The sequence below is a fragment of the Pseudoalteromonas sp. SG43-6 genome (assembly GCF_014164365.1).
Lineage (GTDB): Bacteria > Pseudomonadota > Gammaproteobacteria > Enterobacterales > Alteromonadaceae > Pseudoalteromonas > Pseudoalteromonas rhizosphaerae.
Map to the genome: position 1 here is coordinate 1 of NZ_JACJEZ010000065.1, position 22,763 is coordinate 22,763.

Annotated in this window: 26 protein-coding genes; 8 read left to right on the top strand and 18 right to left on the bottom strand. The window is 41.2% G+C overall.

The window, feature by feature from the left end:
* Positions 1 to 334 precede the first annotated feature (334 nt).
* Positions 335 to 1,435: a tRNA (uridine(54)-C5)-methyltransferase TrmA gene (gene trmA / locus H5201_RS20010; RefSeq protein WP_145242801.1), complete on the top strand. Its 1,101-nt coding sequence runs from the start codon at positions 335 to 337 to the stop codon at positions 1,433 to 1,435.
* Positions 1,436 to 1,440: 5 nt separating this feature from the next.
* On the opposite strand, the gene H5201_RS20015 is transcribed toward trmA, so the two are convergent.
* The 5 genes from H5201_RS20015 to ccoG all read right to left on the bottom strand — a co-directional run bounded on the left by H5201_RS20015 (position 1,441) and on the right by ccoG (position 5,754).
* Positions 1,441 to 1,890, bottom strand: a complete 450-nt coding sequence (locus H5201_RS20015) for a DUF523 domain-containing protein (protein ID WP_145242799.1) — start codon at positions 1,888 to 1,890, stop codon at positions 1,441 to 1,443.
* Positions 1,891 to 1,955: 65 nt separating this feature from the next.
* Positions 1,956 to 2,594, bottom strand: coding sequence for a thiol:disulfide interchange protein DsbA/DsbL (locus H5201_RS20020; RefSeq protein WP_149983390.1), 639 nt, complete (start codon positions 2,592 to 2,594; stop codon positions 1,956 to 1,958).
* A 34-nt stretch (positions 2,595 to 2,628) separates the two neighbouring features.
* On the bottom strand, positions 2,629 to 3,252 hold the full coding sequence (locus tag H5201_RS20025) for a thiol:disulfide interchange protein DsbA/DsbL (protein WP_149983389.1): 624 nt from the start codon (positions 3,250 to 3,252) through the stop codon (positions 2,629 to 2,631).
* Positions 3,253 to 3,281: 29 nt separating this feature from the next.
* Positions 3,282 to 4,259 (bottom strand): serine/threonine protein kinase, encoded by a 978-nt coding sequence (locus H5201_RS20030; RefSeq protein ID WP_149983388.1) that lies wholly within the window; start codon positions 4,257 to 4,259, stop codon positions 3,282 to 3,284.
* Between the two features lie 64 nt (positions 4,260 to 4,323).
* A complete protein-coding gene (gene ccoG / locus H5201_RS20035; protein WP_182740664.1) occupies positions 4,324 to 5,754 on the bottom strand; it encodes a cytochrome c oxidase accessory protein CcoG in 1,431 nt (476 codons plus the stop codon).
* A gap of 291 nt (positions 5,755 to 6,045) precedes the next feature.
* Here ccoG and H5201_RS20040 point away from each other — a divergent pair, with 291 nt between their 5' ends.
* Together H5201_RS20040 and H5201_RS20045 are read left to right on the top strand one after the other, a co-directional pair.
* The gene (locus H5201_RS20040) at positions 6,046 to 6,405 is read left to right on the top strand and encodes a hypothetical protein (RefSeq protein WP_145242788.1); all 360 of its coding nucleotides are present in this window, start codon (positions 6,046 to 6,048) and stop codon (positions 6,403 to 6,405) included.
* Complete coding sequence (locus H5201_RS20045; protein ID WP_182719490.1) at positions 6,405 to 6,608, top strand: hypothetical protein; 204 nt, start codon at positions 6,405 to 6,407, stop codon at positions 6,606 to 6,608. Before H5201_RS20040 ends, H5201_RS20045 begins: the two co-directional genes overlap by 1 nt.
* Positions 6,609 to 6,610: 2 nt before the next feature.
* On the opposite strand, the gene H5201_RS20050 is transcribed toward H5201_RS20045, so the two are convergent.
* The 13 genes from H5201_RS20050 to gspC all read right to left on the bottom strand — a co-directional run bounded on the left by H5201_RS20050 (position 6,611) and on the right by gspC (position 18,637).
* Positions 6,611 to 7,231, bottom strand: a complete 621-nt coding sequence (locus H5201_RS20050; protein WP_182785262.1) for a UPF0149 family protein — start codon at positions 7,229 to 7,231, stop codon at positions 6,611 to 6,613.
* A gap of 18 nt (positions 7,232 to 7,249) precedes the next feature.
* Positions 7,250 to 8,008: a type II secretion system protein N gene (locus tag H5201_RS20055; protein ID WP_145242782.1), complete on the bottom strand. Its 759-nt coding sequence runs from the start codon at positions 8,006 to 8,008 to the stop codon at positions 7,250 to 7,252.
* Between the two features lie 3 nt (positions 8,009 to 8,011).
* Complete coding sequence (gene gspM / locus H5201_RS20060) at positions 8,012 to 8,485, bottom strand: type II secretion system protein GspM (RefSeq protein WP_182719493.1); 474 nt, start codon at positions 8,483 to 8,485, stop codon at positions 8,012 to 8,014.
* A complete protein-coding gene (gspL, locus tag H5201_RS20065) occupies positions 8,482 to 9,690 on the bottom strand; it encodes a type II secretion system protein GspL (protein WP_182768225.1) in 1,209 nt (402 codons plus the stop codon). Before gspL ends, gspM begins: the two co-directional genes overlap by 4 nt.
* Positions 9,687 to 10,676, bottom strand: coding sequence for a type II secretion system minor pseudopilin GspK (gspK, locus tag H5201_RS20070; RefSeq protein ID WP_145242776.1), 990 nt, complete (start codon positions 10,674 to 10,676; stop codon positions 9,687 to 9,689). Before gspK ends, gspL begins: the two co-directional genes overlap by 4 nt.
* Complete coding sequence (gene gspJ, locus H5201_RS20075) at positions 10,666 to 11,289, bottom strand: type II secretion system minor pseudopilin GspJ (protein WP_182785263.1); 624 nt, start codon at positions 11,287 to 11,289, stop codon at positions 10,666 to 10,668. The genes gspK and gspJ overlap by 11 nt, the downstream gene beginning before the upstream one ends.
* Positions 11,290 to 11,667, bottom strand: coding sequence for a type II secretion system minor pseudopilin GspI (gene gspI, locus H5201_RS20080; RefSeq protein ID WP_145242773.1), 378 nt, complete (start codon positions 11,665 to 11,667; stop codon positions 11,290 to 11,292). It lies immediately after the preceding gene.
* Positions 11,667 to 12,269 carry a prepilin-type N-terminal cleavage/methylation domain-containing protein gene (locus H5201_RS20085; protein ID WP_182762286.1) on the bottom strand — a complete coding sequence of 201 codons (603 nt, stop codon included), beginning with the start codon at positions 12,267 to 12,269 and terminating at the stop codon, positions 11,667 to 11,669. Before H5201_RS20085 ends, gspI begins: the two co-directional genes overlap by 1 nt.
* A gap of 49 nt (positions 12,270 to 12,318) precedes the next feature.
* The gene (gene gspG, locus H5201_RS20090; RefSeq protein ID WP_145242768.1) at positions 12,319 to 12,738 is read right to left on the bottom strand and encodes a type II secretion system major pseudopilin GspG; all 420 of its coding nucleotides are present in this window, start codon (positions 12,736 to 12,738) and stop codon (positions 12,319 to 12,321) included.
* 74 nt (positions 12,739 to 12,812) lie between these two features.
* A complete protein-coding gene (gene gspF / locus H5201_RS20095) occupies positions 12,813 to 14,048 on the bottom strand; it encodes a type II secretion system inner membrane protein GspF (protein ID WP_145242766.1) in 1,236 nt (411 codons plus the stop codon).
* Between the two features lie 2 nt (positions 14,049 to 14,050).
* Positions 14,051 to 15,610, bottom strand: coding sequence for a type II secretion system ATPase GspE (gene gspE / locus H5201_RS20100; protein ID WP_145242764.1), 1,560 nt, complete (start codon positions 15,608 to 15,610; stop codon positions 14,051 to 14,053).
* The gene (gspD, locus tag H5201_RS20105) at positions 15,603 to 17,666 is read right to left on the bottom strand and encodes a type II secretion system secretin GspD (RefSeq protein ID WP_182740661.1); all 2,064 of its coding nucleotides are present in this window, start codon (positions 17,664 to 17,666) and stop codon (positions 15,603 to 15,605) included. The genes gspE and gspD overlap by 8 nt, the downstream gene beginning before the upstream one ends.
* Positions 17,667 to 17,689: 23 nt before the next feature.
* The gene (gspC, locus tag H5201_RS20110) at positions 17,690 to 18,637 is read right to left on the bottom strand and encodes a type II secretion system protein GspC (protein WP_182719498.1); all 948 of its coding nucleotides are present in this window, start codon (positions 18,635 to 18,637) and stop codon (positions 17,690 to 17,692) included.
* Positions 18,638 to 18,842: 205 nt separating this feature from the next.
* Between gspC and hslR the strand changes: the two genes are divergently transcribed.
* The 5 genes from hslR to H5201_RS23580 all read left to right on the top strand — a co-directional run.
* Positions 18,843 to 19,265, top strand: a complete 423-nt coding sequence (hslR, locus tag H5201_RS20115) for a ribosome-associated heat shock protein Hsp15 (RefSeq protein WP_404676548.1) — start codon at positions 18,843 to 18,845, stop codon at positions 19,263 to 19,265.
* Positions 19,266 to 19,277: 12 nt separating this feature from the next.
* Complete coding sequence (hslO, locus tag H5201_RS20120) at positions 19,278 to 20,123, top strand: Hsp33 family molecular chaperone HslO (protein ID WP_149983376.1); 846 nt, start codon at positions 19,278 to 19,280, stop codon at positions 20,121 to 20,123.
* A gap of 265 nt (positions 20,124 to 20,388) precedes the next feature.
* Complete coding sequence (locus H5201_RS20125) at positions 20,389 to 21,927, top strand: phosphoenolpyruvate carboxykinase (protein ID WP_149983375.1); 1,539 nt, start codon at positions 20,389 to 20,391, stop codon at positions 21,925 to 21,927.
* A gap of 269 nt (positions 21,928 to 22,196) precedes the next feature.
* On the top strand, positions 22,197 to 22,373 hold the full coding sequence (locus H5201_RS20130; RefSeq protein WP_182719499.1) for a hypothetical protein: 177 nt from the start codon (positions 22,197 to 22,199) through the stop codon (positions 22,371 to 22,373).
* Positions 22,374 to 22,647: 274 nt separating this feature from the next.
* Positions 22,648 to 22,763 (top strand): winged helix-turn-helix domain-containing protein (locus H5201_RS23580; protein ID WP_220491369.1); only part of this gene is annotated, 116 nt, incomplete at its 3' end.

Below are 22,763 nucleotides of genomic sequence, written 5' to 3' on the forward strand. Positions count from 1 at the left end.
CGATTTAATCACGGCGCGAGATTTGTAACCTAGTGGGCTAAGTAAAAATTGAGCAAAGCTTCCGCGTCCTGCTCACGCCCCTTACTTACATCCATGTAAGTAACAAAGAGTTAATCGCCCCTAGGCAGAACCCTTCGGGCAGCGCGCGTTTGGCATTTATGCTACGTTATCGCCTATTTATGGGGAATAACCACACTACATAGGCTCTGCCTTGCCTAAAAACCAAACGCACAGCTGCAAAATTAACCTAGAAAGATAAACAGACCCTAGACAAATAATCCCTGCCCCCTACAATAGCGCCGATAAACAGCATAATGAAATAAGGTAGTAGGTAATGGCGGTTATAAAGATCGATACAACAGGATACGACGCACAGTTAAATGAAAAAGAGCAACGTATCATTGCGCAATTCCAACGCTTTGGTGTTGAACAATTAGAAGTCTTTGCCTCTGAGCCAATTCATTACCGTCAACGCGCTGAATTTAGAGTATGGCACGATGGCGATGAGTTATTTCACATTATGTTTGATCAAGCCACCAAAGACAAAATCAGAGTCGATGTGTTTGACCCTGCAGCGCCGCTAATTGGGGAAGTAATGCAGGCAATGATCGATAATCTTAAAGGCTGTGAAGTCTTGCGTCGTAAATTATTCCAAATAGATTATCTTTCTAGTTTAAGCGGTGAGATTTTAGTGAGTCTGCTTTATCACAAACCACTCGACGAAGAATGGCTAGCAGCTATCAAGTCACTAAAAGAATCATTGAGTGAGCGCTTTAAAATTGATTTTATTGGGCGTGCTCGCAAACAAAAAGAAGTACTCGGTGATGATTTTGTTACTGAGCGTTTAACAGTTAATGGCCAGCAACTTATTTACCAACAAGTTGAAAACAGCTTTACGCAGCCAAATGCTAAAGTAAACATTAAGATGCTGGAGTGGGCACAAGACTTATGTAAACCACTAAAAAATGATTTACTAGAGCTCTATTGTGGTAACGGTAACTTTTCAATTGCCTTAGCTGGTTCGTTTAATCGTGTATTAGCAACCGAAATTTCTAAATCGTCAGTACACTCAGCGCAGTATAATATTGCTAAAAATAACGTAACTAACTTAGATATCATTCGTATGTCGAGCGAAGAGTTTACTCAAGCTATGAAAGGCGAACGAACCTTCTCACGTTTAGAAGGGATTGACTTAAGCAGCTATGATTGTCAGACCATTTTAGTTGATCCGCCGCGCGCAGGCATGGATACACTAACATGTGATTTGGTGGCTAACTACGAGAGTATTATTTATATCTCATGTAACCCTGATACGCTTGAGCGTGATTTAGAGCACCTAACTCGCACTCATGAAGTTAAACGGTTTGCGATTTTTGACCAATTTCCATATACCCACCACATTGAATCAGGGGTATTTTTACAACGTAAATTGTAAAGTATCTATGCCAGTGCTTTTACTAGCGCTGGCATTTGCTGCTCACTAAAGACTTTAATACCATTCTTTTCTAATAGCGAAGCCGTTAATCCCATTCCAACCACCTTAATACCACTGTGCGAGCCATCGTAAATTGTATTACGACCACAAGAAGGACTTGATTCCTTTAATAGCGCAAAACGAATATTGTACTGTTGGCAAAGGCGTAATGCTTGTTTTGCACCTAGCTGAAATTCCGGTGTCACATCATCACCAGTATTGGTAATCACTTTACCGTTGACGATTTCAGCAGGATCTCTAGGAGTGGATAAACCACCAGCAATCTCAGGACAAAAAGCGACTATACGTTCCTGCTGCTGCCATGCGATTAGCTGCGGATGGAGTAACTGTTGTCCGCTACCATCGTAGCGCACGGGAGCACCAAGTAAGCAACTTGAAACCAGTATTTTATGCATTTCTTACCACCTGCAACAAAAAAGCTCCGCGTACGGAGCTTTTTTACAATAAACACTAAACCGCTCTATTTAGCAGCTAAGTAATTAATTAGATCAGCCATACTTTTAGCATCTTTAATACCTGAATCACCACCAACAATAACACGGTACTTACCGTTTACAATAAAGGTAGGCACACCTTTCAAAGCACCTTTTTGTTTAAAATATTCTTGATCACGCTTCATTTTGGATACCTTGGTTCTTACTGTAAAGCTGTTGTAAAACTTATCAAAATCATCAGCAGCTACACCTTGAGCAACAAAGATATCTTTCATATCAGCAAGCTCATTGATGTTTGCTCGCTTGCCATGGATATGGTTGAAAATAGCGCTAATTAGTGCATCTTGTTGTGGTAATACAGTTGCCGTAGCGTAAGCTTGTGCTAACATCGTTTGAATTTCTGGGTTACGCGGACCCGAAAAGTCAACATGGCTTTTCTTAAAAGTAATACCTTCATTTAGTAGCGGCTTTAATTCAGCAACAATTGATTCAAAAACATTACAGTGTGGGCAGTAAAATGAGAAGAATTCTTTAACTTCTGGCTTTTTAGTTGCGCGTGCATCAATCGTTTCATAATGCGTCCCTTCGTCATATTGAATCGCGGCGGCGTTTGTAGCAAACCCAAGCGTCAACGCTATTAGTCCTGCTTTAACTAATTTGATCATCGGTAAAAACTCCAAAAATTATTGTTTTAATAGCTTATTGTTGTAATAAAAAGGCAACTAACTCATCAAGCTGCTCTTGGCTCTTGATGGTATTGATATTGATTTTGTATTTATCATTAACGATAAACGTTGGTACACCGGTTAAGGCTCCCATTTGTGAAAACTTATTTTGCTTGTCTTGCATGGCCTTTTCCGCCGCAATCACTGGCATGCTGGCAATATCTTTATCAAAGGTATCGTTATCAATACCATTTACTGCAAGTAATGCTTTAACGTCTTTAATGTTATTGAGTGGAGCACGTTTTATATGAATGCTGTCAAACATTTGATCTGCAACTTGCTCACCTTTGTTATGCTGTTTAGCGATGATATACGCATAGCTCAAATTACTTTGCACTTCTGGCGCTAAACCACCTAAAAAGTTGACATGGTTTTTTACAAACTCAGTACCTGCAGGCAAGCTTTTTTCCATTGCTTTAGCTACAGCTTCAAACTTAAAACAGTGCGGACAATAAAATGAAAAGAACTCTGTTACTTGTGAGGTTTTACTTTTTTCAATTTTTAGTACGTCATAGTGCTCACCAGCTTTAAAATCTGCGGCCATCGCAGCAAAAGGTAAACATAGCAGTAGTAAACTCAATTTTAGTTTTTTAAGCATTGGACTCTCGTTTCAGATATTTTTAATAATTAGTTAGGCAGCAACTTCAGCGGCGGCTCTTGAAGTGCAGAATACTGCTCTTTCAGCGCTAAAATTTGTTGCTCCCAGTATTTGTCATCAGCAAACCATGAAAAGTTCCGCGGAAATGCCGGATCTTCCCAACGTTTAGCTAGCCACCCCATATAATGAATCATACGCATTGCGCGTAATGGTTCAATTAATTTGAGTTGAGTGTGATCAAAATCACAAAATTCTTCATAGGCAGCCACTAAGGTATCTAACTGTAACAGTTGATTGTTTCGATCGCCACTGAGCATCATCCATAAATCTTGAATCGCAGGCCCTTGACGACTATCGTCCAAATCAACAAACATCAACGCATCACCGGCCCACAGAATATTACCGGCATGGCAATCACCATGTAAACGTATAGTATCCACCTGCTGGTAAAGCGATTTCGTTTTAGCGATCACCATATCTAAAATAGTATAAAACGCAGTAGTTAAACTGCTAGGCACCAGATTACTGTTTTGTAACTGAATTTTAGCTGTATCTAGATACTCGTCACACCCTATGACCGGACGTTCGCTAAAAACATTCGCTTTAGCTGCTTGATGCATCCGACCAATCAAGCGTCCTAACACATCTAACTGATCAAGATTATCAACTTCAAAGATGCGCCCCCCGACACTTGGGAACAAAGTAAATAGATAACCATTATGCTCAAATAAGCTTTCGCCATTACGCTGTATCGGCGCAACTACAGGCACTTCAGCATCAGCCAATTCAAATGCAAAGCTATGCTCTTCGAGTATTTGTGCCTTACTCCAGCGCTCGGGACGATAAAATTTCACCACATAACGTAGGCCATCTTCAGCTTTGAATTGATAGACACGGTTTTCGTAACTATTCAGTGCTAATAAGCCAGACTCTGCGTAAATACCAATACTTTCGACCGCATCTAAAATCGAATCTGGGGTGAGGTCAACAAAACTAAATTTACTCATAATTCTCATCAATTATAAAAAAAGCGGGAAAATCCCGCTTTTTATTTGTTATCAGTGTACTTAACTATCGCGCTTTAAAGAAGTTACTCGGCTGCGAAATTTGTGAACTTGGATTGTCCACTGGCGATAATACAAAATTAAACTCGGTCATAGGCGCTTTCAAATCATACGGATCCATCACCAATGATAATGGCACGTTGTGCGATTCGCCCGCTTGCACGGTAAAAGTTTGCTTACCTATGTACTTAAAGTTCTCCAGTCCTGCCACCTTAATATTAAAGGTTTGCTCGTATTGTGCTTTGTTGATCACTTTAAGTGTGTAGGTATTTTCGACAAGCCCATTAAAATCGACTCGATAGAGTTGATTTCGATCGCGAATAATATCTAAGTCCATTGGCTTACGCATTACAATATTCGTTACCAGCGCTGCGCTGAGCACCACTAATATAACAATATAACCAATAATCTTAGCGCGCAGAGGATTGGTTTTATTCTCTGGCGTTTCTAGGTTACGCTCAGTGGTATATGAGATAAGCCCGCGCGGATAATTCATCTTATCCATTACTCCGTCGCAGGCATCGATACAGGCGCCACAGTTAATGCATTCAGCTTGCAGGCCATTGCGAATATCGATCCCTGTTGGGCATACTTGTACGCACAAATTACAGTCAATACAGTCACCTAAGCTAAGCTCTTCTCGATCTTGTTTACGACTACGTGGCCCACGATTTTCACCACGTTTTTCATCGTAGCTTACTGTGAAGGTATCTTTATCAAACATTGCAGATTGAAAGCGCGAATACGGGCAGATATGCAAGCACATAATTTCGCGCATCCAACCAGCATTACCATAAGTACATACAGTAAATACGATAATGCTAACCAGCGCATAGCCACCTACATCAAAAGTAACAAAATCCGGTAACAGCTGACGAATAGGTGTGAAATAACCAACAAAGGTCAGTGCGGTGTATAAAGAAAAAGCTATCCAACCTGTATGCTTGGCTGTCTTACGCCAAAATTTATCAAAGTCCATTGGTCGCTGATCAAGCTTCTTACGTTGATTCGCTGTCCCTTCGAACTTTTCTTCAAACCAAATAAAAATAAACGTCCAGACTGTTTGCGGGCACGTATAGCCACACCAAACCCGACCGTAAAAGGTGGTCACTAAGAATAACGCGAATGCAGCAAGCATCAGAATAAAAGCAAGAATAGTAAAATCTTGTGGCCATAGAGTTAGCCCAAAAATGTTATATTTTTGACCAATGAGGTCAAATAACACAGCTTGTTGGTCATTAAAGTTTATCCATGGCAGCGCCATGAACGCCAACATACCAAGAAAACCAATGCGCTGTCTTAATAGTTGATGTAACCCTTTAACCGCACGTACATAAATGCGATTGCGGGGATTAAATCTATCCTGTTGAGCATAGAGATCGGGCTTTTCGATCTTGACCTCACTAGGAATATTTTTTACTTTTATTTGCTTGTCCATCGAAGTTCCTCAACGCCGCTTGGAGAATGAAAGTCAAACAATCATATAACGCTATTTAGATAGCTAACAACTAAGCTTACATTTAAAAATAGTGCAAACTGAACTACTGTGCTGTAAAAGTTCAGAGATTTCTGAAAAATCTAATTGTTCTCTGTCATTATACCAACTCTCCTCAAAAAAGCTGATATTCATTGATAATAATTTATTCACCTAACTTGCTTGCTTTACAAAGGTGCATTTTATTACACTGGTGTCTAATTCGTACCCGTTCAGATCAAAGTTTACTCACATATGAAAAAATTCCTTGTACTAGTTGTAGTGATACTTGCGTTATTCACAATTGATCATCCAATGATAAAAGAACCTCGAGAAAAGTTATTAGGAGAAGGTGTAGGGCTATTAAGTAGTGCTAGCAACATTAACCGTGGACCCGCTGCGAGCATGGCAAAAAACCGCATCAAGTCAGAACTAACACTTTCAGAAAGCGAGTTAGAGTATTTAGAAGAAACCATGCAAACTGATGAACAGCTGCAGCTATTCCATACTCGTTACTGCCGCAGTAAAGATCTCAACCTATATTTTTACGAAGATCGTTTAAATACAGTGTGTGACATCGTCTCAACATCATTGGCTGAGCGCAGAGGTAAATAGTGGATTTTTCAGCTTTAACAAAAAAAAGCAGCGCATCGTTTAACCAACATAAAAACCTACTGAAGAAGCTGGCGAAAGGACAAACGGTTAAATGTGAAGTATGCCAAGGCATATTAACGTTAGATTTAAAGACTCAGCAACCCGGCCAAGGGATTGCTAAATGCCCTAAGGGCTGTACTGAAATTGTGTTGGATTTAGCATAATGCTAACTCCAACCATCTTCTTCATCTGCGTACAAACCACTTTGCACAGCGATAATTTCTATTAACTCAGCAAATCCTAATGCAAAATCTCCCATTAGTTCATACTGTTGCTGGCATAGTTGTATTTCACTAAGCTGATTTTGCTGGGCAATTGTTGTGATAAGCTGGGGCTCTAAAGCAAAAAAGCCTAAACTGGCGTAAGCGGTTTGCAATGCATCAGTTAAGTCTGTTGTCAGTGCATCAGCTTGCATTAGCTTATCAATATACACCTGTGCTCCCTGAACAAAACCCTTACACCATTGCTGGCATTCATGCAAATCTAGGTAGCTGTCATCTTGATCACTCACCAGTAAACTTACAGGGAGCTTAAAACCTGTTTCATAAACTTGCTCACTGATCTGATGATACAAAGCCATAAATGCAAATAATGTTTGTTCTTCTAGCTGGCCGTGTGTATCTGGCACTATCTGTTCAAGCCACTCGTGTACGTCTAATGGCTCAGGAGAGCAAATAACCGCAAATAAGTAACCTTGGCTCTGCACAAATGTCATGGCGCCATTGCGGCTCGCTAAATACGTACTTAACTGCTGGCCATGTTGCTGTGTAAATTCAGGAATTTGCATAAAACAATTCAGCCTTGTTTAAAAATTTAATGGATAACGGCCATCACTATCTGCACGGCCTAAAAATTTGGCGGCATCGTGTACTTCTTTTGGTAGTGATGCTTCTGGCTTGATATATCCAGCCACTTTAAAGTCCATGTTTGCTTTTAAGGTTGCATCAGCCGCTAAGCCTAAGCGGTTTTCAGGATCAACTAACACGGCTATATCGCCCGACTTACAGCTTAACTTGCCACTTAATGGACCAACGCTAAACCAGCCAGACAATCCTTGCACATCGATGTTTGGACTGGCGATTTCACCTTTTAATGCATCACAATAAGGCGCTCCTGAGAGATATTCATCTAACTCAACAATTACTCTGCCTTTAGCATTAATAGGTAATGGCAACTGCAAACGCTGCATCGCACGTTCAACACTCAAACGCAATGTAGCATCATTTAATGCAACTACTTGATCAAGCAAACCATAACTAAAGTCACCGCGTCCTGATAGTTCACTGGTCTGTCGCGGATCACCAAACTTTACACTGCCTGTAAGCTGTCCGGTGAATAATGCCCAACCAGAAATATCCCAGTTTAAATTATTAATCTGTTCATCTTGATAGCGCAGCTGCATGATTCTACCCTGCCAAATGCTACCCGATGCTTTACCTATTTGCAGATCTTTAGGTAGATAAGGATTTGCTAAATTAAGCGCAACTGCAGCTGGCGTTTTTAATAGTGCAAAAAAGATAAAACCGAAGAAAAATATTACTATAAGAATTGCTATTTTTTTCATTCTTTACTTCTCTAATACCAGTCGGCTAACGCGCACGTAGCCTGGTTTATCATCGCGACTGAGATCTAAATTTTCAATCAATACGCCTTTAGTGTTTACCAGTTCATCAAGCCATTCTATGAGCTTATTAAACTGTACCGAGTCGATGGTTAATCTTAATGAATTATCGCTAGGCTGCATTTTGCTTATGGTTATATCGTAGCGAGCGCGGCTAGCATTAACTATTTGACTCAAGTTTTGGTCACTTGTAACTGCACGCGCACTACCCGCTTTGAGTTTAACAATACTGTTATCAACCCACGCTAATAATTCTTGCTGTTTAACTTGGTTTTTTTCAGCTTCAGTTATCGCGTTGTTTAGTGGTCTAAAAATACCCATAACTAAGATAAAAATAACAAAAATAACCCCAGCGACCATCACTAACTGTTGCTCTTGCTCTTTTAAGCCACGCCAATGTTTTAAAAGTTGTTGTTTCATGCAGCACCTCGTAGTTTTATTTCACCGACTACAAAGTCGCCATCATTATTTAATGAGCCTTGGTCTACAGTTAATCCGCGTTGTTCAAGAATTGCTTTAACTTTGCCAAAGGTTTGAAAATCTTTTCCGCGAGCACGAACTCTAAGTTCATTGCGACGTTGATCATAACGCAATGTCTCAGGAGTAAACTCTTGCACTTGGCTAAATACCCCCACCAGCTCATTCGTTAAATCTAGGAATCCGGCACTGCTGCCACCCTCTAATTTAGCCAATTCACCCTGAATTTGGTTTTTAATCAAATGCGGACGAACTGTTTTCCCCGGAAAGGCCGTTTGATAGCGCTCAACCACTTGTGTTTTAGCGACTTCAAGCTCACTATTTAACTGATACAATTCAAGACTTTTTACTGCCACAGAGCCAACTAACGCGACACTCGCTGCAATGGCGGCACCTTGCCAATACGCCCACCATAATGCGCTTTTCTTTTTCAGTTGATATTGGCCTTGGCGAAGATTGAATCTTATCTCAGGTAATTGTTTAGCAAATAACGCCAGCGGCAAATCATAAGCATCGGTATGCGCCGTAAGATTAACCGTTTCTGGAAATTGCGAGGCAGGGCTGTAATGTGCAACATCAGGGTGACCTAAAGCAGTTAAATACTCAGCCAACCAGCTTTGCTCTACAGCACTTATCCGCCATGAGCCTTGCTTACATAGCCATTGGTTATTAAGCTCAATAACGCTTAATCCCTCATGTTCCGCAGTAGGAAGCAATAATGCATCGGGTAACAGTTTTAACACTGCAATTTCATGTTCAGCAAATACAGCTAACCAAGTTTCAAACCATTCTCGGTCAGTCATGGCAACTTTAATGGCGTGCTTGTCACCGACCATAGTAGGCTCAGCAATCGCGATAAATAAGTCATCTACGTCACATGCAATCTCTTCTTCGAGCATATATGGGAGCGCTTGCTCAAGCTTACGATTCCATTTGGTCGGCAGGATTACGGTTTTTAGTTGCACCTGATCACATGGCAGTAATACCACAACTTCACGATTCTGTGCTTTTTCAACTAACTCACTCAGTTGCTCAGCGTTCGGCAATCCGCCACTGGCAATTATTTCTTGTTCTAATGGTGAGTAAATCAGCCAATTAATACTTTCTTGTTGAGTTTGACCCGTGCGGATCAACAGTATTTCTGTCACTGTACGCCTCCAAATTTTCGCGCCAGTATAGTTACTTCGCCATCTTTGGCATGCAGTAATGTGGTCATCGAAAAACGCAGATCGACAAATTTAGCCTGCGCTTGTAGTTTAAAATATTCGCTATTTATGGTGAACAGTTTTTCAACAGACTTAACATTTTGAGCCCCTTGTTGATTCACTTGTTCAAAAAATTCTTCAATATTATTAAAGCCTTCTTCTGGCCGGACTGATAGCACACTTTGCGCACCTGACTCACTCAAACCATCAATCAATGCACTCAATAATAATGCCTGTTCAGGAGCGATTGTATTGACATTAATTGCTAACAATTCGCTACCTGGGATCACGCATACGTATGGCAAGATTTTTTCCATCACTAATGGATTAAACCCTTTAACCAAACGCAGCTCTGAGCTTGATGCAAAAAAACTATTCGCTGTCATATATGGTGATTTACGCGATAAATACTCATCTTCTTCAGCGCCAGAACGATAAGTAATACTATCTTCATCGAGCCAGTCGTAAACACTGTCAGCCATGGCTTCTTCCGACTCTTCTGCTGGTAAGTCCTCAATATTTTCTAATAGCGCTAATAACGCGGTGTGCGCAGGATTGGTTTTATCAGTACTACCCGCTTGTGGCGCTTTAACACGTAATGCATTGAGATTTAAACAAGCCTGTAAGTCCGTGATCTTGCCTTGCAAGGTACCATTATCAACCGGATAAGGAATATCGCCTTGTTGCGCCCAAATTTGTTTTAAAGTGGTTTTTTCAGGGTCATCTTTTTTGCTTTGTAATAACGCTTTAATAGCCAGCTCTTCTGCTGCATAGGCATACCATTTTGCTTGCTGATGACCTTGTATGTTGGTACTTTTTTGAACTTGAACAAGCAAATTAGCACTCATCTCTACGGCTAGAATTGATGCCAAAGCAACAATAAACAAGACAATTATAAGCGCGGCACCATGTTGAGATTTATGGTTCACTTAAACCTCCCGCCTTTCCGTTACCTGGTACTAAAAAAACGCGTCTTATTGGTTCTTCATCAATTTGTTGCAATGTGACCGCCACAGCTTTTGGCAATGCCTTGCCCTGCCACTGCTCTTGCCATTCATTTTTTTCATCTAAAAATTCAAATTTAAGATCTTCGATATCTTTAAGAATAACTTGCACTCGCGGCTCAAGGTTATCGAGTTGATCAACATAAACCCGATATATACGCTCAAGGTTGTCATCAATAACACGATAACCCACTGTTTGTAGCTCTGAGCGCGGTAACAAATTAATTGGGTTTACCCAGCCATCTCGCACAAAGGCAATACCATCATACTGGCTATTAATGGTGTAACGCCCAGCAAGTAGATATTGTTCTTGCACATCACCGGCTTCATTGCGCACGGCACGTTTAGTCATTTGGCTGAAATCTTGATCCATTAACCTAAAGGTCGTTTGCAAACCATTCAATTCTGCAATTTTTTCGTCTGATGCATCTTTCGCTTTGGTGGTCGAATCAAGAATTTGGTGAGTAGCTAACACGACGAATGCTAAAATCCCCAGCGCTACCATCACTTCTAATAGTGTAAAACCGCGCTGCTTCACTTATTTGCTACCTTTATTTAAATAGCTGATGAGCTCATAAACCGAGTGCTCTAACTTTTCATCGCTAAATACATTAATAGTCACTTTTACAAAACTTTTATCTGCTGTCGCTTCGGTATCTTGACGCCAATACCATTCTATACCAGCCATTGTTTCCGTGCCTTTTGCGCCATTTTTGCCTTGCCACTTATCGCCGAGAGTACGCTGTTCAATCATTACATTCTCAGCCACCCAAGAGGCATAGGTTTGCTCTTCAAGGCTTGATAAATGATTAATATGCTCAGCTGTCGCTTGCATGGCGGCAATCCCAGCCATGGCGCAAATACTCAGCGCCACCATAACCTCAAGTAAAGTAAAACCTTTAGACCTGCGATACATTATTCTGGCTCTCTGCGTAAGTTAACCGGTGCGGAAAATTCCCCTTCGATGAAATACACAGGTTCTTTTTCATCTTTTAATTCATAGATAAGTTGAAATGCGCTCACCTCACCAGAAGATAAAATTAGCACTTGCGGGATTTTCATTTTTTGCAATTCGAGTAAGCTATCATCATCACCGCCACTCATTAACTCGCGCCAATTGGATTGCTCGAGTAGATTATCTTGAGCCCATGCGAGATCTTCTAGATTAAGTGTCAACTTAAGACGTTCATCAACAGTCATCGGCGCAAACAGCTTTTCTCGGTCGAAGGTGATCCATTTTTCACCATCAAACACTAAAAACTCTAAGGTATCTTTATCAAGCTGAAAACCTAATTCAAGCTGATTTAAGATTGCAAATTCAGAAGCCATATTAATGGTGGTATGCAGTCTCAGTGCTTGTTTGTCCAATTCATCTTCAACACCGCCATCAAGACTATATACCACCATTTTAGTGGCGAAGGCGATCACCACCAGCACAACCAAAATTTCAATTAAGCTAAAGCCACGCATAGGTGACTTTAGCTTTGCAAGGCGCAACTTAGTCCGACTTAATATCATGCTAAGCTCGGTGCTGGGTATAAAAACGCCTTTATACTAAGATGCATTATTATTTTTCTTCATCCCAGTTACCAATGTCGTCATCAGTACCCACTTCGCCATCGGGTCCCATTGAAAACAAATCAAATTTACCAACTTCACCTGGGCTGATTAACTGGTACGGATTTCCCCATGGATCTTCTGGTAATTTAGAAATAAAGCCACCTTCAGGAAAACGCTTTGGTACTGGCTCTACGCTAGTTTTAGTCACTAACCCTTCAAGGCCTTGCTCAGTGGTTAAGTACGCTTTGTTCTTTAATTTATAAAGACTCATAGCATCTTCAAGCTGCTGAATATCAAGATGCGCTTTATCAAGTGCCGCTTCTTCTTGCTGACCCATAATATTGGGTGCCACGATTGACATGATCATGCCAATGATAACCAGTACCACCATAACTTCGAGTAATGAGAAACCTGCTTGTTTATTCACGTACATACCTCTGTTGTTCTTAATAATTAACTATCGTAACACGGTAAAAATGCATTACGAAATCCCTAAAATAGTTAAAGTCCAATCGCTTTATTCATTGCCATAATAGGTTGTAATATGGCCATTACGATAAACAATACAATAACCGCCATGGACGCTATCATCGCAGGCTCTAAGAGTTTTAGCGAGACATTTACCATGGTTTCAAATTCACGGTCTTGATTGTTTGCAGCACGCTCTAGCATTTGCTCGAGCTCACCTGATTTCTCCCCACTGGCGATCATATGCAGCATCATCGGTGGGAATAATTTTGTTTGTTGTAAGGACGCTCTTAAACTTGCCCCTTCACTAACGCGGGTTGCGGCATCCGCCACTGCTTTTTTAATTTTCTCGTTGATCAATACGCCACCAGAAATACGCATTCCCTCGAGTAACGGCACTGAACTTGATGACAAGATACTCAGTGTACGAGCAAATCTGGCGGTATTAATACTACGAGCAACTTTGCCAATGCCCGGCATCATCAAAATTTTCGAATCATACCAAAAGCGGATCTTAGGCTGTTTTAGCGCATGTTTAACACCAATCACTGTCGCGGTAAATAACACCAAAGTAATGAACCAATAATTTTGCACATAGTTACTAGCAGCCATTACCCATTCAGTCGTCCAAGGTAAAACCTGCTTTGACTTTTCAAATGTCTTCAATATTTTAGGCACTACAGTACCTAGTAATATTGAAACGATACCAATGGCAAATATTACTAATATCACCGGATACACCATCGCTTGTGTGATTTGACTACGCATGTGTTGACGTTGTTCCGTGTAATCGGCTAAACGGTTCAATACAGCATCTAAGTGACCTGATTTTTCACCCGCAGCTACCATAGCGCGGTATAAATTATCAAATACATGTGGAAACTCAGACATGCCATCAGCCAAGGTATAACCTTCAACAACTTTTGAACGCACCGACATTAACATACGCTTCATACGCGGCTTTTCACACTGCTCAGCCACCGCCATTACCGCCCCTTCAACCGGTAACGCCGATTGAATGAGTGTAGCGAGTTGGCGAGTGATCAAAGCGAGATCTGAGGTAGATATTTTCGCTTTAAAAAAGCTGCCAAATGGCGAGCTTTTTTCACCTTTAACTTGTTTATCCCCCTCTGCGGCGGGCACAACTTCGAGCGGCGTAAGACCTTGTTCACGTAATGATTGGCGAATTTGTTTCGCGGTATCCGCTTCTTGAATACCTTTTTTCTCTTTGCCGCGAGCATCGAGCGCGCGATATTCAAATGCTGCCATTGTTAACCTTCCTCACGCGTTACACGTAATACTTCTTCAAGGGTGGTTTTACCGGCTAACACGCGACTACAGCCATCTTGGCGAATACTTGGGGTATGTTTGCGAATGTACTTTTCAACACTTTGCTCACCTTTACCACTGTGAACAAGTTCGCGAACAGTTTCATCAACTACCAGTAATTCATGAATACCGGTACGACCACGGTAACCATTAAAGTTACACTCTTCACAGCCAACGGCTCGGTAAATAGTCGGCGGATTTACAAATGGTACGCCGAGCAATTCACACTCGCGCTCATCTGCAACATGACCTTCTTTACAGCTCTTACATAAAGTTCGCACTAGACGCTGCGATAACACCCCTAACAAAGAAGATGACAGTAAGAAGGGTTCAACCCCCATATCTTCCATACGAGAGATAGCACCTGCTGCGGTATTGGTATGCAATGTCGACATCACTAAGTGACCTGTAAGTGAGGCTTGCACGCCAATTTGTGCGGTTTCAAGGTCACGTATTTCACCAACCATTACTACATCAGGATCTTGACGTAAGATTGCCCGTAAGCCTCGGGCAAAGGTCATATCAACTTTAGTATTTACCTGAGTTTGACCAATACCTGGGATTTCATACTCGATTGGATCTTCAACCGTTAAAATATTACGATCGCGAGAGTTAATTTGGCTCATGCCCGCATAAAGCGTGGTACTTTTACCAGAACCAGTTGGACCGGTCACCAAAATAATTCCGTGCGGTTTACTGATCAAATCAGAGAACAATTCACGATTGCGCAGCGTCATACCTAAATCTTCAAGATTTAAACGCGCGTTATTTTTATCAAGTAAACGCAGTACAACCCGCTCACCAAAACTTGATGGCATGGTTGATACCCGAACATCAACGGCACGTCCTGCGATACGCAAACTAATACGACCATCCTGCGGGATACGCTTTTCTGCAATATCGAGTTTCGCCATTACTTTAATACGCGAAACTAGCAATGAAGCGAGTTTACGATTCGGCTTTAACACTTCTTTAAGCACGCCATCAACCCGAAAGCGGATCACTAGCTCTTGCTCAAAGGTTTCGATGTGAATATCTGACGCGCCTTCTTTAATCGCTTCACTGAGCATCGCATTGATCAATTTAATGATTGGTGCATCATCATCTCCGGCAAGCAAATCTTCCGTTTGCGGCATATCTTCAGCCAGTGAAAATAAATCAACTTCGTTACCTATGTCTTCCATCATTTGCTGGGTTTCAGAACTATCGCGTTGATACGATGCCTCTAATAACAACTCAAACTTGTCATCAGCTAAGTGTTCAAGCGTAAAGCCATGCCCAGCAATGCGGCGCACTTCTAACAATGCATCAATGTTAAGCTCACCACGATAGAACACCACCCGGTCATCATTATTTTTACTTAATAACATGCCTGCACGTCGTGCATATGAAAATGGTAGCCGCTTATTAGGCAGTTCAACTAAATCGTTACTGGTCATCAGCTCGCTATTATTTAGCGGCTGTGAGGGCTCTGCGGTGATCTCAGTGATTGCATCAGTCATTATTGCGCTCATCTGTATTTTGCTGTCTTAAGTATTCTTCATACGTTGGCGGTAATACTAATGCATCATTCCACTCAGGTAGGATTGGCACATCGGTTAGAGGCATTAAATCAATACCATCTTCTTTTTGTTTATACTGCTCACCACGGATAAAGTTATATTTGCTGTGGCTCAATTTATTCATTTTAATGCCATCACGGATAATGGTAGGGCGAATAAACACGATTAAATTACGTTTACGCTTGCTGGTGCTGGTTGAGCGGAATAAGTGACCAAGGATAGGAATATCACCTAATATTGGTACCTTTGAGACGCTTTCTTGCACGTCTTCATCAATTAGACCACCAAGCACAACCATGCCGCCATCATCAGCCATAACCGTGGTTTTAATGGCACGTTTATTAATAGATATATCCACCGAAGTAGTACCACTCACGCCAGATACTTCTTGCTCAATGGTTAACTGTACAGCTGAACCATCATTTATTTGTGGCGTTACTTTAAGTTTTACACCCACCTCTTGACGCTCAACAGTTTGAAATGGATTAGAGTTATTAGAACCCGTTTGCGAGCCAGTAATGATCGGCACTTCTTGACCGACAATCATCGATGCTTCTTCGTTATCCATGGTGGTAACCGAAGGCGTAGCAAGAATATTTGAGTTAGTATCAGTAGAGACTGCTTGAATGATCGCGCCCCAATCGTTTTTAACAATCCCCATAGCCAATCCATTGATGCCCCCTAACAACGCACCTAACGGGCCAAGATCACCTTCTACAGTTTTCTTAATAGGAGTAACTACTGCATTGTCAGTGCCTACAACGCTATCAGTAATTGTTTTATCACGAGCTTGCTGAGCAGCTACAGCTAAAGAACCAACAGGAACGGTTGTGCCGTTATTAAACTGCATCATACCGCCTTGCTCTGAAATCCATTGCAGACCAAAGTTAATCCCATCAGCTTCCATTACTTCAACAATGATTGCTTCAACGAGTACTTGGGCACGGCGAATATCAAGCCGTTCAATCACTGACTCCAATGAACGCATAGTGTCAGGTTGAGCAGTAATGACCAATGAGTTTGAATCTGGGTGAGCTTCGATACTGGTTTCGTTTTGGTTGCGGCTACGGGTTTTAGTTGCCCCACCTTGACCTTCTTCACCAAGCGTTTTGCTAACCCCTTGCAACACTTTCACTAAATCTTCAGCGCTAGCGTAATTAAGGTAAATTACTTTAGTGTTGCCTTGGCTTTGTAACTCACCGTCGAGGCGTTTAATTAATTCAATAGCACGCGTTCTTGCTTGGCCTTCGCCACTAACAATCACGCTATTAGTACGGCCATCTGCAACGACTTTAGGGATCAAAAATTCGGGGATACTGCCTTTACCGCTATCTTTGTAAATATTATCAACCACAGATACCACATCATCAGCGGTGGCAAAATTTAGCTTTACAATATCAACCCGCTTATCACCGGCTTGGTCAACTGAGCGAATAATTTCAACAAGTCGGTTTACTGAGGCAGCATGACCGGTCAACATCATGACGTTTGCTGCGTTGAAGTTGGCAACATGACCGCCATCTTTTTGGTCGCTAAACTGACGCACTAATGGACCTAGTTCTTGTACGCTAACATTTTTTACACGTACGACACGAGTGATCATCATATCACCGCGCGCTTGGTCGTCTTCAGTGACTAACGGTACGTTTGATTTTTTAGCATCAGAGCTTTTTTCAATCTTTAATATGCCGTTATCCATTTCAACAGCTGAATAACCGTAAACTTCTAGCACATTTAAAAAGAATTGATAATAAAGTGCTTCGTCCATCAATTCATAGCTGCGTACGTTTACTTTACCACGTACGTTCGGGTCGATAATGACGGTCTTATTCAGATTTTTACCAACGATATTAATAAACTCGTTGATATCGGTCCCTTTAAAGTTTGCAGCATACTCAACGGCAGACACCGATAGAGATAAGCTAGCCACAAAAAAAAGTGTTGCGTACTTAGCTAACCCTTTTCTGATTTTTTTGAGGTGTAGCGCGTGAACCATTATATTAAAACTCCAAAGCTAAGTTATTGCAGGCTAAATTGCACATCAATCTGCTCGCCATCACGGTCAATTGTAATGTTCGCATCGGTACTATTACGCAGCTCATTAATGGCTGACATGGCCTGTTTTAAATCTGTTAATTGATAGCCGTTAATCGATACAGCCAAATCGTTATTTTGTAACCCCATCTGCGTAAATAATGCAGGGTCTTTACCTGGGCTTAAACGGTAGCCAATAAGCTCACCATCCTTCATAGCCTGAGATACTCGAATATAGTCAAATAGTTTACCGGGATCTTTTAACAATTCTTCTCGGGTCTCTATAATTGCTTCTTTTACTTCTTGATTTGCTGTTACATCAATCTGACGGTCACTGTCCATTTGCGGACCTTCATCGAGTTCAGGTTCATCACTTTCACGTTCGGCAAGTACTGGCATTGATACTGTTTTGGTAAAATCCACGCCATCAAGCATTAACGTTTCAAAACGGCCACTGACATCTAAAATTACTCGATCAGGTAATACTTGAGCAAGCTTAGCGCGAGTGCCTTGTACAACATCATCTACTAAATAAGTTGATTGTTGGCCTTGAGACTCAATAATTGCCAAGCCTGTTTGATCATTGCCACTGACTGCAACAATACCAGTTAAATTAATGCTTAATCGAGTTTCTGGCGCATTGTTAATGACTTGAGTTTGTTTGCTTGCTGGTTTTTTAGGCGCTGCGTCGGCTTTACCAAACAAGTTTTGTGCTAAAATTGATTGCGTATTAACCCGTTCAGGTTTACCTGTAACGCTATTAATATAGCTTGGAGAAAGGCTCGAATTAACCGGGGCTGGCCATGTTAGCCAAAATAGTTTCGCTGCTAAAAAGGCAATGTAAACAACGGCTAAAAGCGTTATTGCCCAACTCAATTTAGCGTGGGGTAATTTACTTACTAAATGTTTTAGCTGCTGTAATCGCTGTTCCATAAATGACGTTTCTTATTTTAATTTGCTGTTTCATCGCTGGCCTATAGTACCTTTTCATTTTTCATTCAACAAGCGCACTAATATTAAACTTTGTAAACAAGGTAAATTAACGTTCAAGCTGAGTGTAAAAAACTTCGACTATTTCTTTGTTGGTAAGTTTCATGCTAAATTTTACCTTACAGAGCCGCGCTTTTAATTGAGTATAATTGTGTCAAAAAGTAACACCCGTAATACCACGTCAAAAGATGAAACTATTAGTATCCGTTTAGACAAATGGTTGTGGGCTGCACGCTTTTATAAAACCCGCGCCATCGCACGGGACATGGTGCAAGGTGGCAAAGTACATTATAATGGCCAGCGCACTAAACCTAGTAAAATAGTCGAACTAGATGCCGTGATCAAACTTGCTCAAGGAGTTGACGAAAAAGTTATCACTGTACTTAAATTGCTTGATAAACGCTTAAGTGCCCCCATTGCTCAAACCTTGTATCACGAATCTGATGCAAGTATCGAAAAACGCGAAGCCAATAGCATCGCGCGCAAGAATAATAGCTTTTTTGCTCCTCATCCGGACCGTAAACCAGATAAAAAGCAAAGACGCGAACTTTTAAAAATGAAATCAAGTTAGGTAAAGCCACTCATGCAACAAGATCTACTTCATCGTTATACATTTGATCAACTAGACGTCCGCGGCGAACTCGTACAAATAGAGCAAGCTTATAATGAAATGATTGCCGATCACAATTACCCCGTGCAAGTGCAAGCTTTATTGGGCGAGTTACTGGTCGCAACCTGCCTACTTACAGCTACATTAAAGTTTGAAGGTGATATAGCAGTACAACTGCAAGGTGATGGCCCGGTAAAATATGCGGTTATCAACGGTGATCATCAACAAAATATGCGCGGTATTGCCCGCCTGCAAGGTGAAGTAACAGGCTCAACCATCCAGGAACTAATCGGTAACGGTGTGATGGTACTGACAATCACCCCAACTAAAGGTGAACGTTATCAAGGTATAGTTCCGCTTGAGCATGACACGTTAGCAGCATGTCTTGAAGCCTACTTTGCACAATCAGAGCAACTACAAACACGTCTATGGTTTGCAACTGATACAACACAAGGTCATGCTAAAGCTGCTGGTTTACTACTACAGGTGTTACCTGTAAATAAAGAAAAGTCGATTACTGACTTTACTCACCTTGAAGCACTCAGCAATACGATTAAAGCTGAAGAGTTGTTAGAGCTTGATGCTGCCACTGTGCTTACTCGACTTTATCATGAAGACAATCCGCGTGTTTACGAGCCGCAAGCAATCCAGTTTAAATGTGGTTGTAGTAGAGAAAAAACCATCACTGCGCTCGTTAATATAGGTCAACAAGCTTTATTAGATGACGTTATTGAAAATGGTGAGGTAAAAATTAGCTGCCATTATTGCTTAAAAGATTACGTTTTTAATGAACAAGATGTGAAAAGTATTTTCAACTAATCTAATCGTTCAAAAAACCAACAAAATTCAAACCGCATTTATTGCGGTTTTTTTATGCCAAAAATTGATACCGGTGTCATGAATTGTATTACTTTTATGACACCGGTATCATTGAAATTATTCATGTTTTTTACTAAATATATGTGTTTTTAGGCCTTTGATAAGCTCGAATATCCCTAATCCATCTGTTACTATAATTACAGCTTAAAGGGAAACAAGAACCCCAGAGCTATCCCGTTCAATCTCACACAATTTAGGTATAAACATGACTTCAAGCGCTACTCGTTTTGTCGATCTAACTGCAGCTGAACTTGTCGAACACGCGATCCGTCGTGGCGAAGGGACTTTAGCCGCCAATGGAGCTTTTGTTGCTAACACTGGTCGTCGTACTGGTCGTTCACCACAAGATCGCTTTATTGTTCAAGAATCAAGTACTGAAAATGAAATCCAATGGGGTAATGTAAATCGCCCTTTCGATGCAGATAAATTTGACGCTTTATGGGCACGTGTAGAAGCACATGTGCAGAGCAACGACCACTTCATCTCTCACCTTGAAGTAGGCGCTGATCCTGAGCATTATTTACCTGTTGTTGTTACAACAGAAACTGCATGGCATCATATCTTTGCCAAAAATATGTTTATCGAACCTAAATCTTATAATGCATCTGATTTACCCCAATGGCAGGTAATGAATGTACCTTCATTTGTTTGTGACCCAGAACGTGATGGCACTAACAGTGATGGCACAGTAATTATCAACTTTGCACAACGTAAAGTATTGCTTGCAGGTATGCGTTATGCCGGTGAAATGAAAAAATCAATGTTCTCAGTGCAAAACTTCCTACTACCAGCAAAAGGCGTGCTACCAATGCACTGCTCAGCTAACGTAGGTGAAGCTGGCGATACAGCATTATTCTTTGGTCTATCTGGTACCGGTAAAACAACTTTATCCGCCGATCCAACTCGCTTTTTAATCGGTGATGACGAACACGGCTGGGCACCTGGCAGTGTATTCAACATCGAAGGTGGTTGTTATGCTAAGTGTATCGACCTTTCACAAAAGAATGAGCCTGTTATCTGGGATGCAATCCGCTTTGGAACTATCCTAGAGAACGTTGTCCTTGATGACAAAGGCGTTCCTGATTTTCATGATACTAGCCTAACGCAAAATAGCCGCGCAGCTTATCCGCTTGAACACGTTGAAAAACGCAAAGTAGAGAACCGTGCAGGCGAGCCAAAAGCAGTGGTATTCTTAACCTGTGATGTAAGCGGCGTATTACCTCCAGTATCAATTCTTAGCGAAGAAGCGGCAGCGTTTCATTTCCTAAGCGGTTACACAGCAAAAGTTGGCTCTACTGAAATTGGTTCTACCAGCGATATCGAATCAACATTTTCAACCTGTTTTGGTGCACCATTCTTCCCACGTCCAGCGGGTGTATACGCGGAGCTTCTAATGAAGCGTGTACGTGAATTTGGCGCCAAGGTATACCTAGTTAACACTGGTTGGACTGGCGGTCCTTACGGCACAGGTAAGCGTTTTGATATTCCAACTACCCGCGCTGTTGTTGATGCAATCGTATCAGGTAAACTGGCTGGCGTTGAAACTCAACATATTGATGTTTTAAACCTAGACGTACCAGTTGCAGTACCAGGCGTTAACAGCGAGCTACTTAACCCAATCAATACTTGGGAAGATAAAGCTAAATACGCCGAATATGCGGCCAAACTTGCAGCAGACTTCACTGAAAACTTCGCTAAATACGATGTATCAGATGAAATCAAAAATGCTGGGCCTAAAGCTTAATTACTTACTTTAGCTTCATAATTAAAACGCCAACCTTGAGTTGGCGTTTTTGATCTACTGGCGTTTATCAAGCCTCTTGCCAATTACCATAGAACGAACTTTCCCATATCGCGACTTTTGCATTCTTGAATTCAAGTATTAAGTGCAATCATTAAGCAAAATTTAGATGGGACTGAAATATGATTGTGAGACAACTAGCCAGCACCTGCCTACTTTGCACTCTCATACAAGCATGTAGCACACCTTCGAATAATGCTTCAGCGAAGTGCATGGAACAGGCTGATTTAGCTTATATTGATAAGTCAAATCATGATGATTTAGGCATAAGCCCTGATTGCTTTGATAATAAAACTGCTGGAAAGCCAAGTAACGTTCCTTCTAACAGTATTCTTGAGTCTGCAATTTTAGAGGCTGTTGTAAGTATCCTTGACAGCTCTACAAATTAGCTCCAAAAATTTAGATACAAAACTAAAAAGCGTTACTCTATGACTAATACCAATCAGCCAAATTATGTGATCTAATTAGCGCACCGATACTTATTTACTTTTACTAAATTGAACTTAGAAGAATCCAAGCAACTTCTAACTACCTTAACAATCGCGTTGCTGCTTGAACAACAAACCGATTAAGGGCCGCCCGGCTATATTAACCTCACTACAACTCGACACACTGTCAGATTATGTAAAACAGTCAGCAAGTTCTTCAGAAGGCGGCAGACTAATGGGGGAAGATATTGCTCAGTATATTTATGACCAGTTCAACATAAGATATCACACCGATCATATTTACAAACTGCTCAAGAAGCGTGGGTTTAGCTGGATCACAAGCCGTTCTAA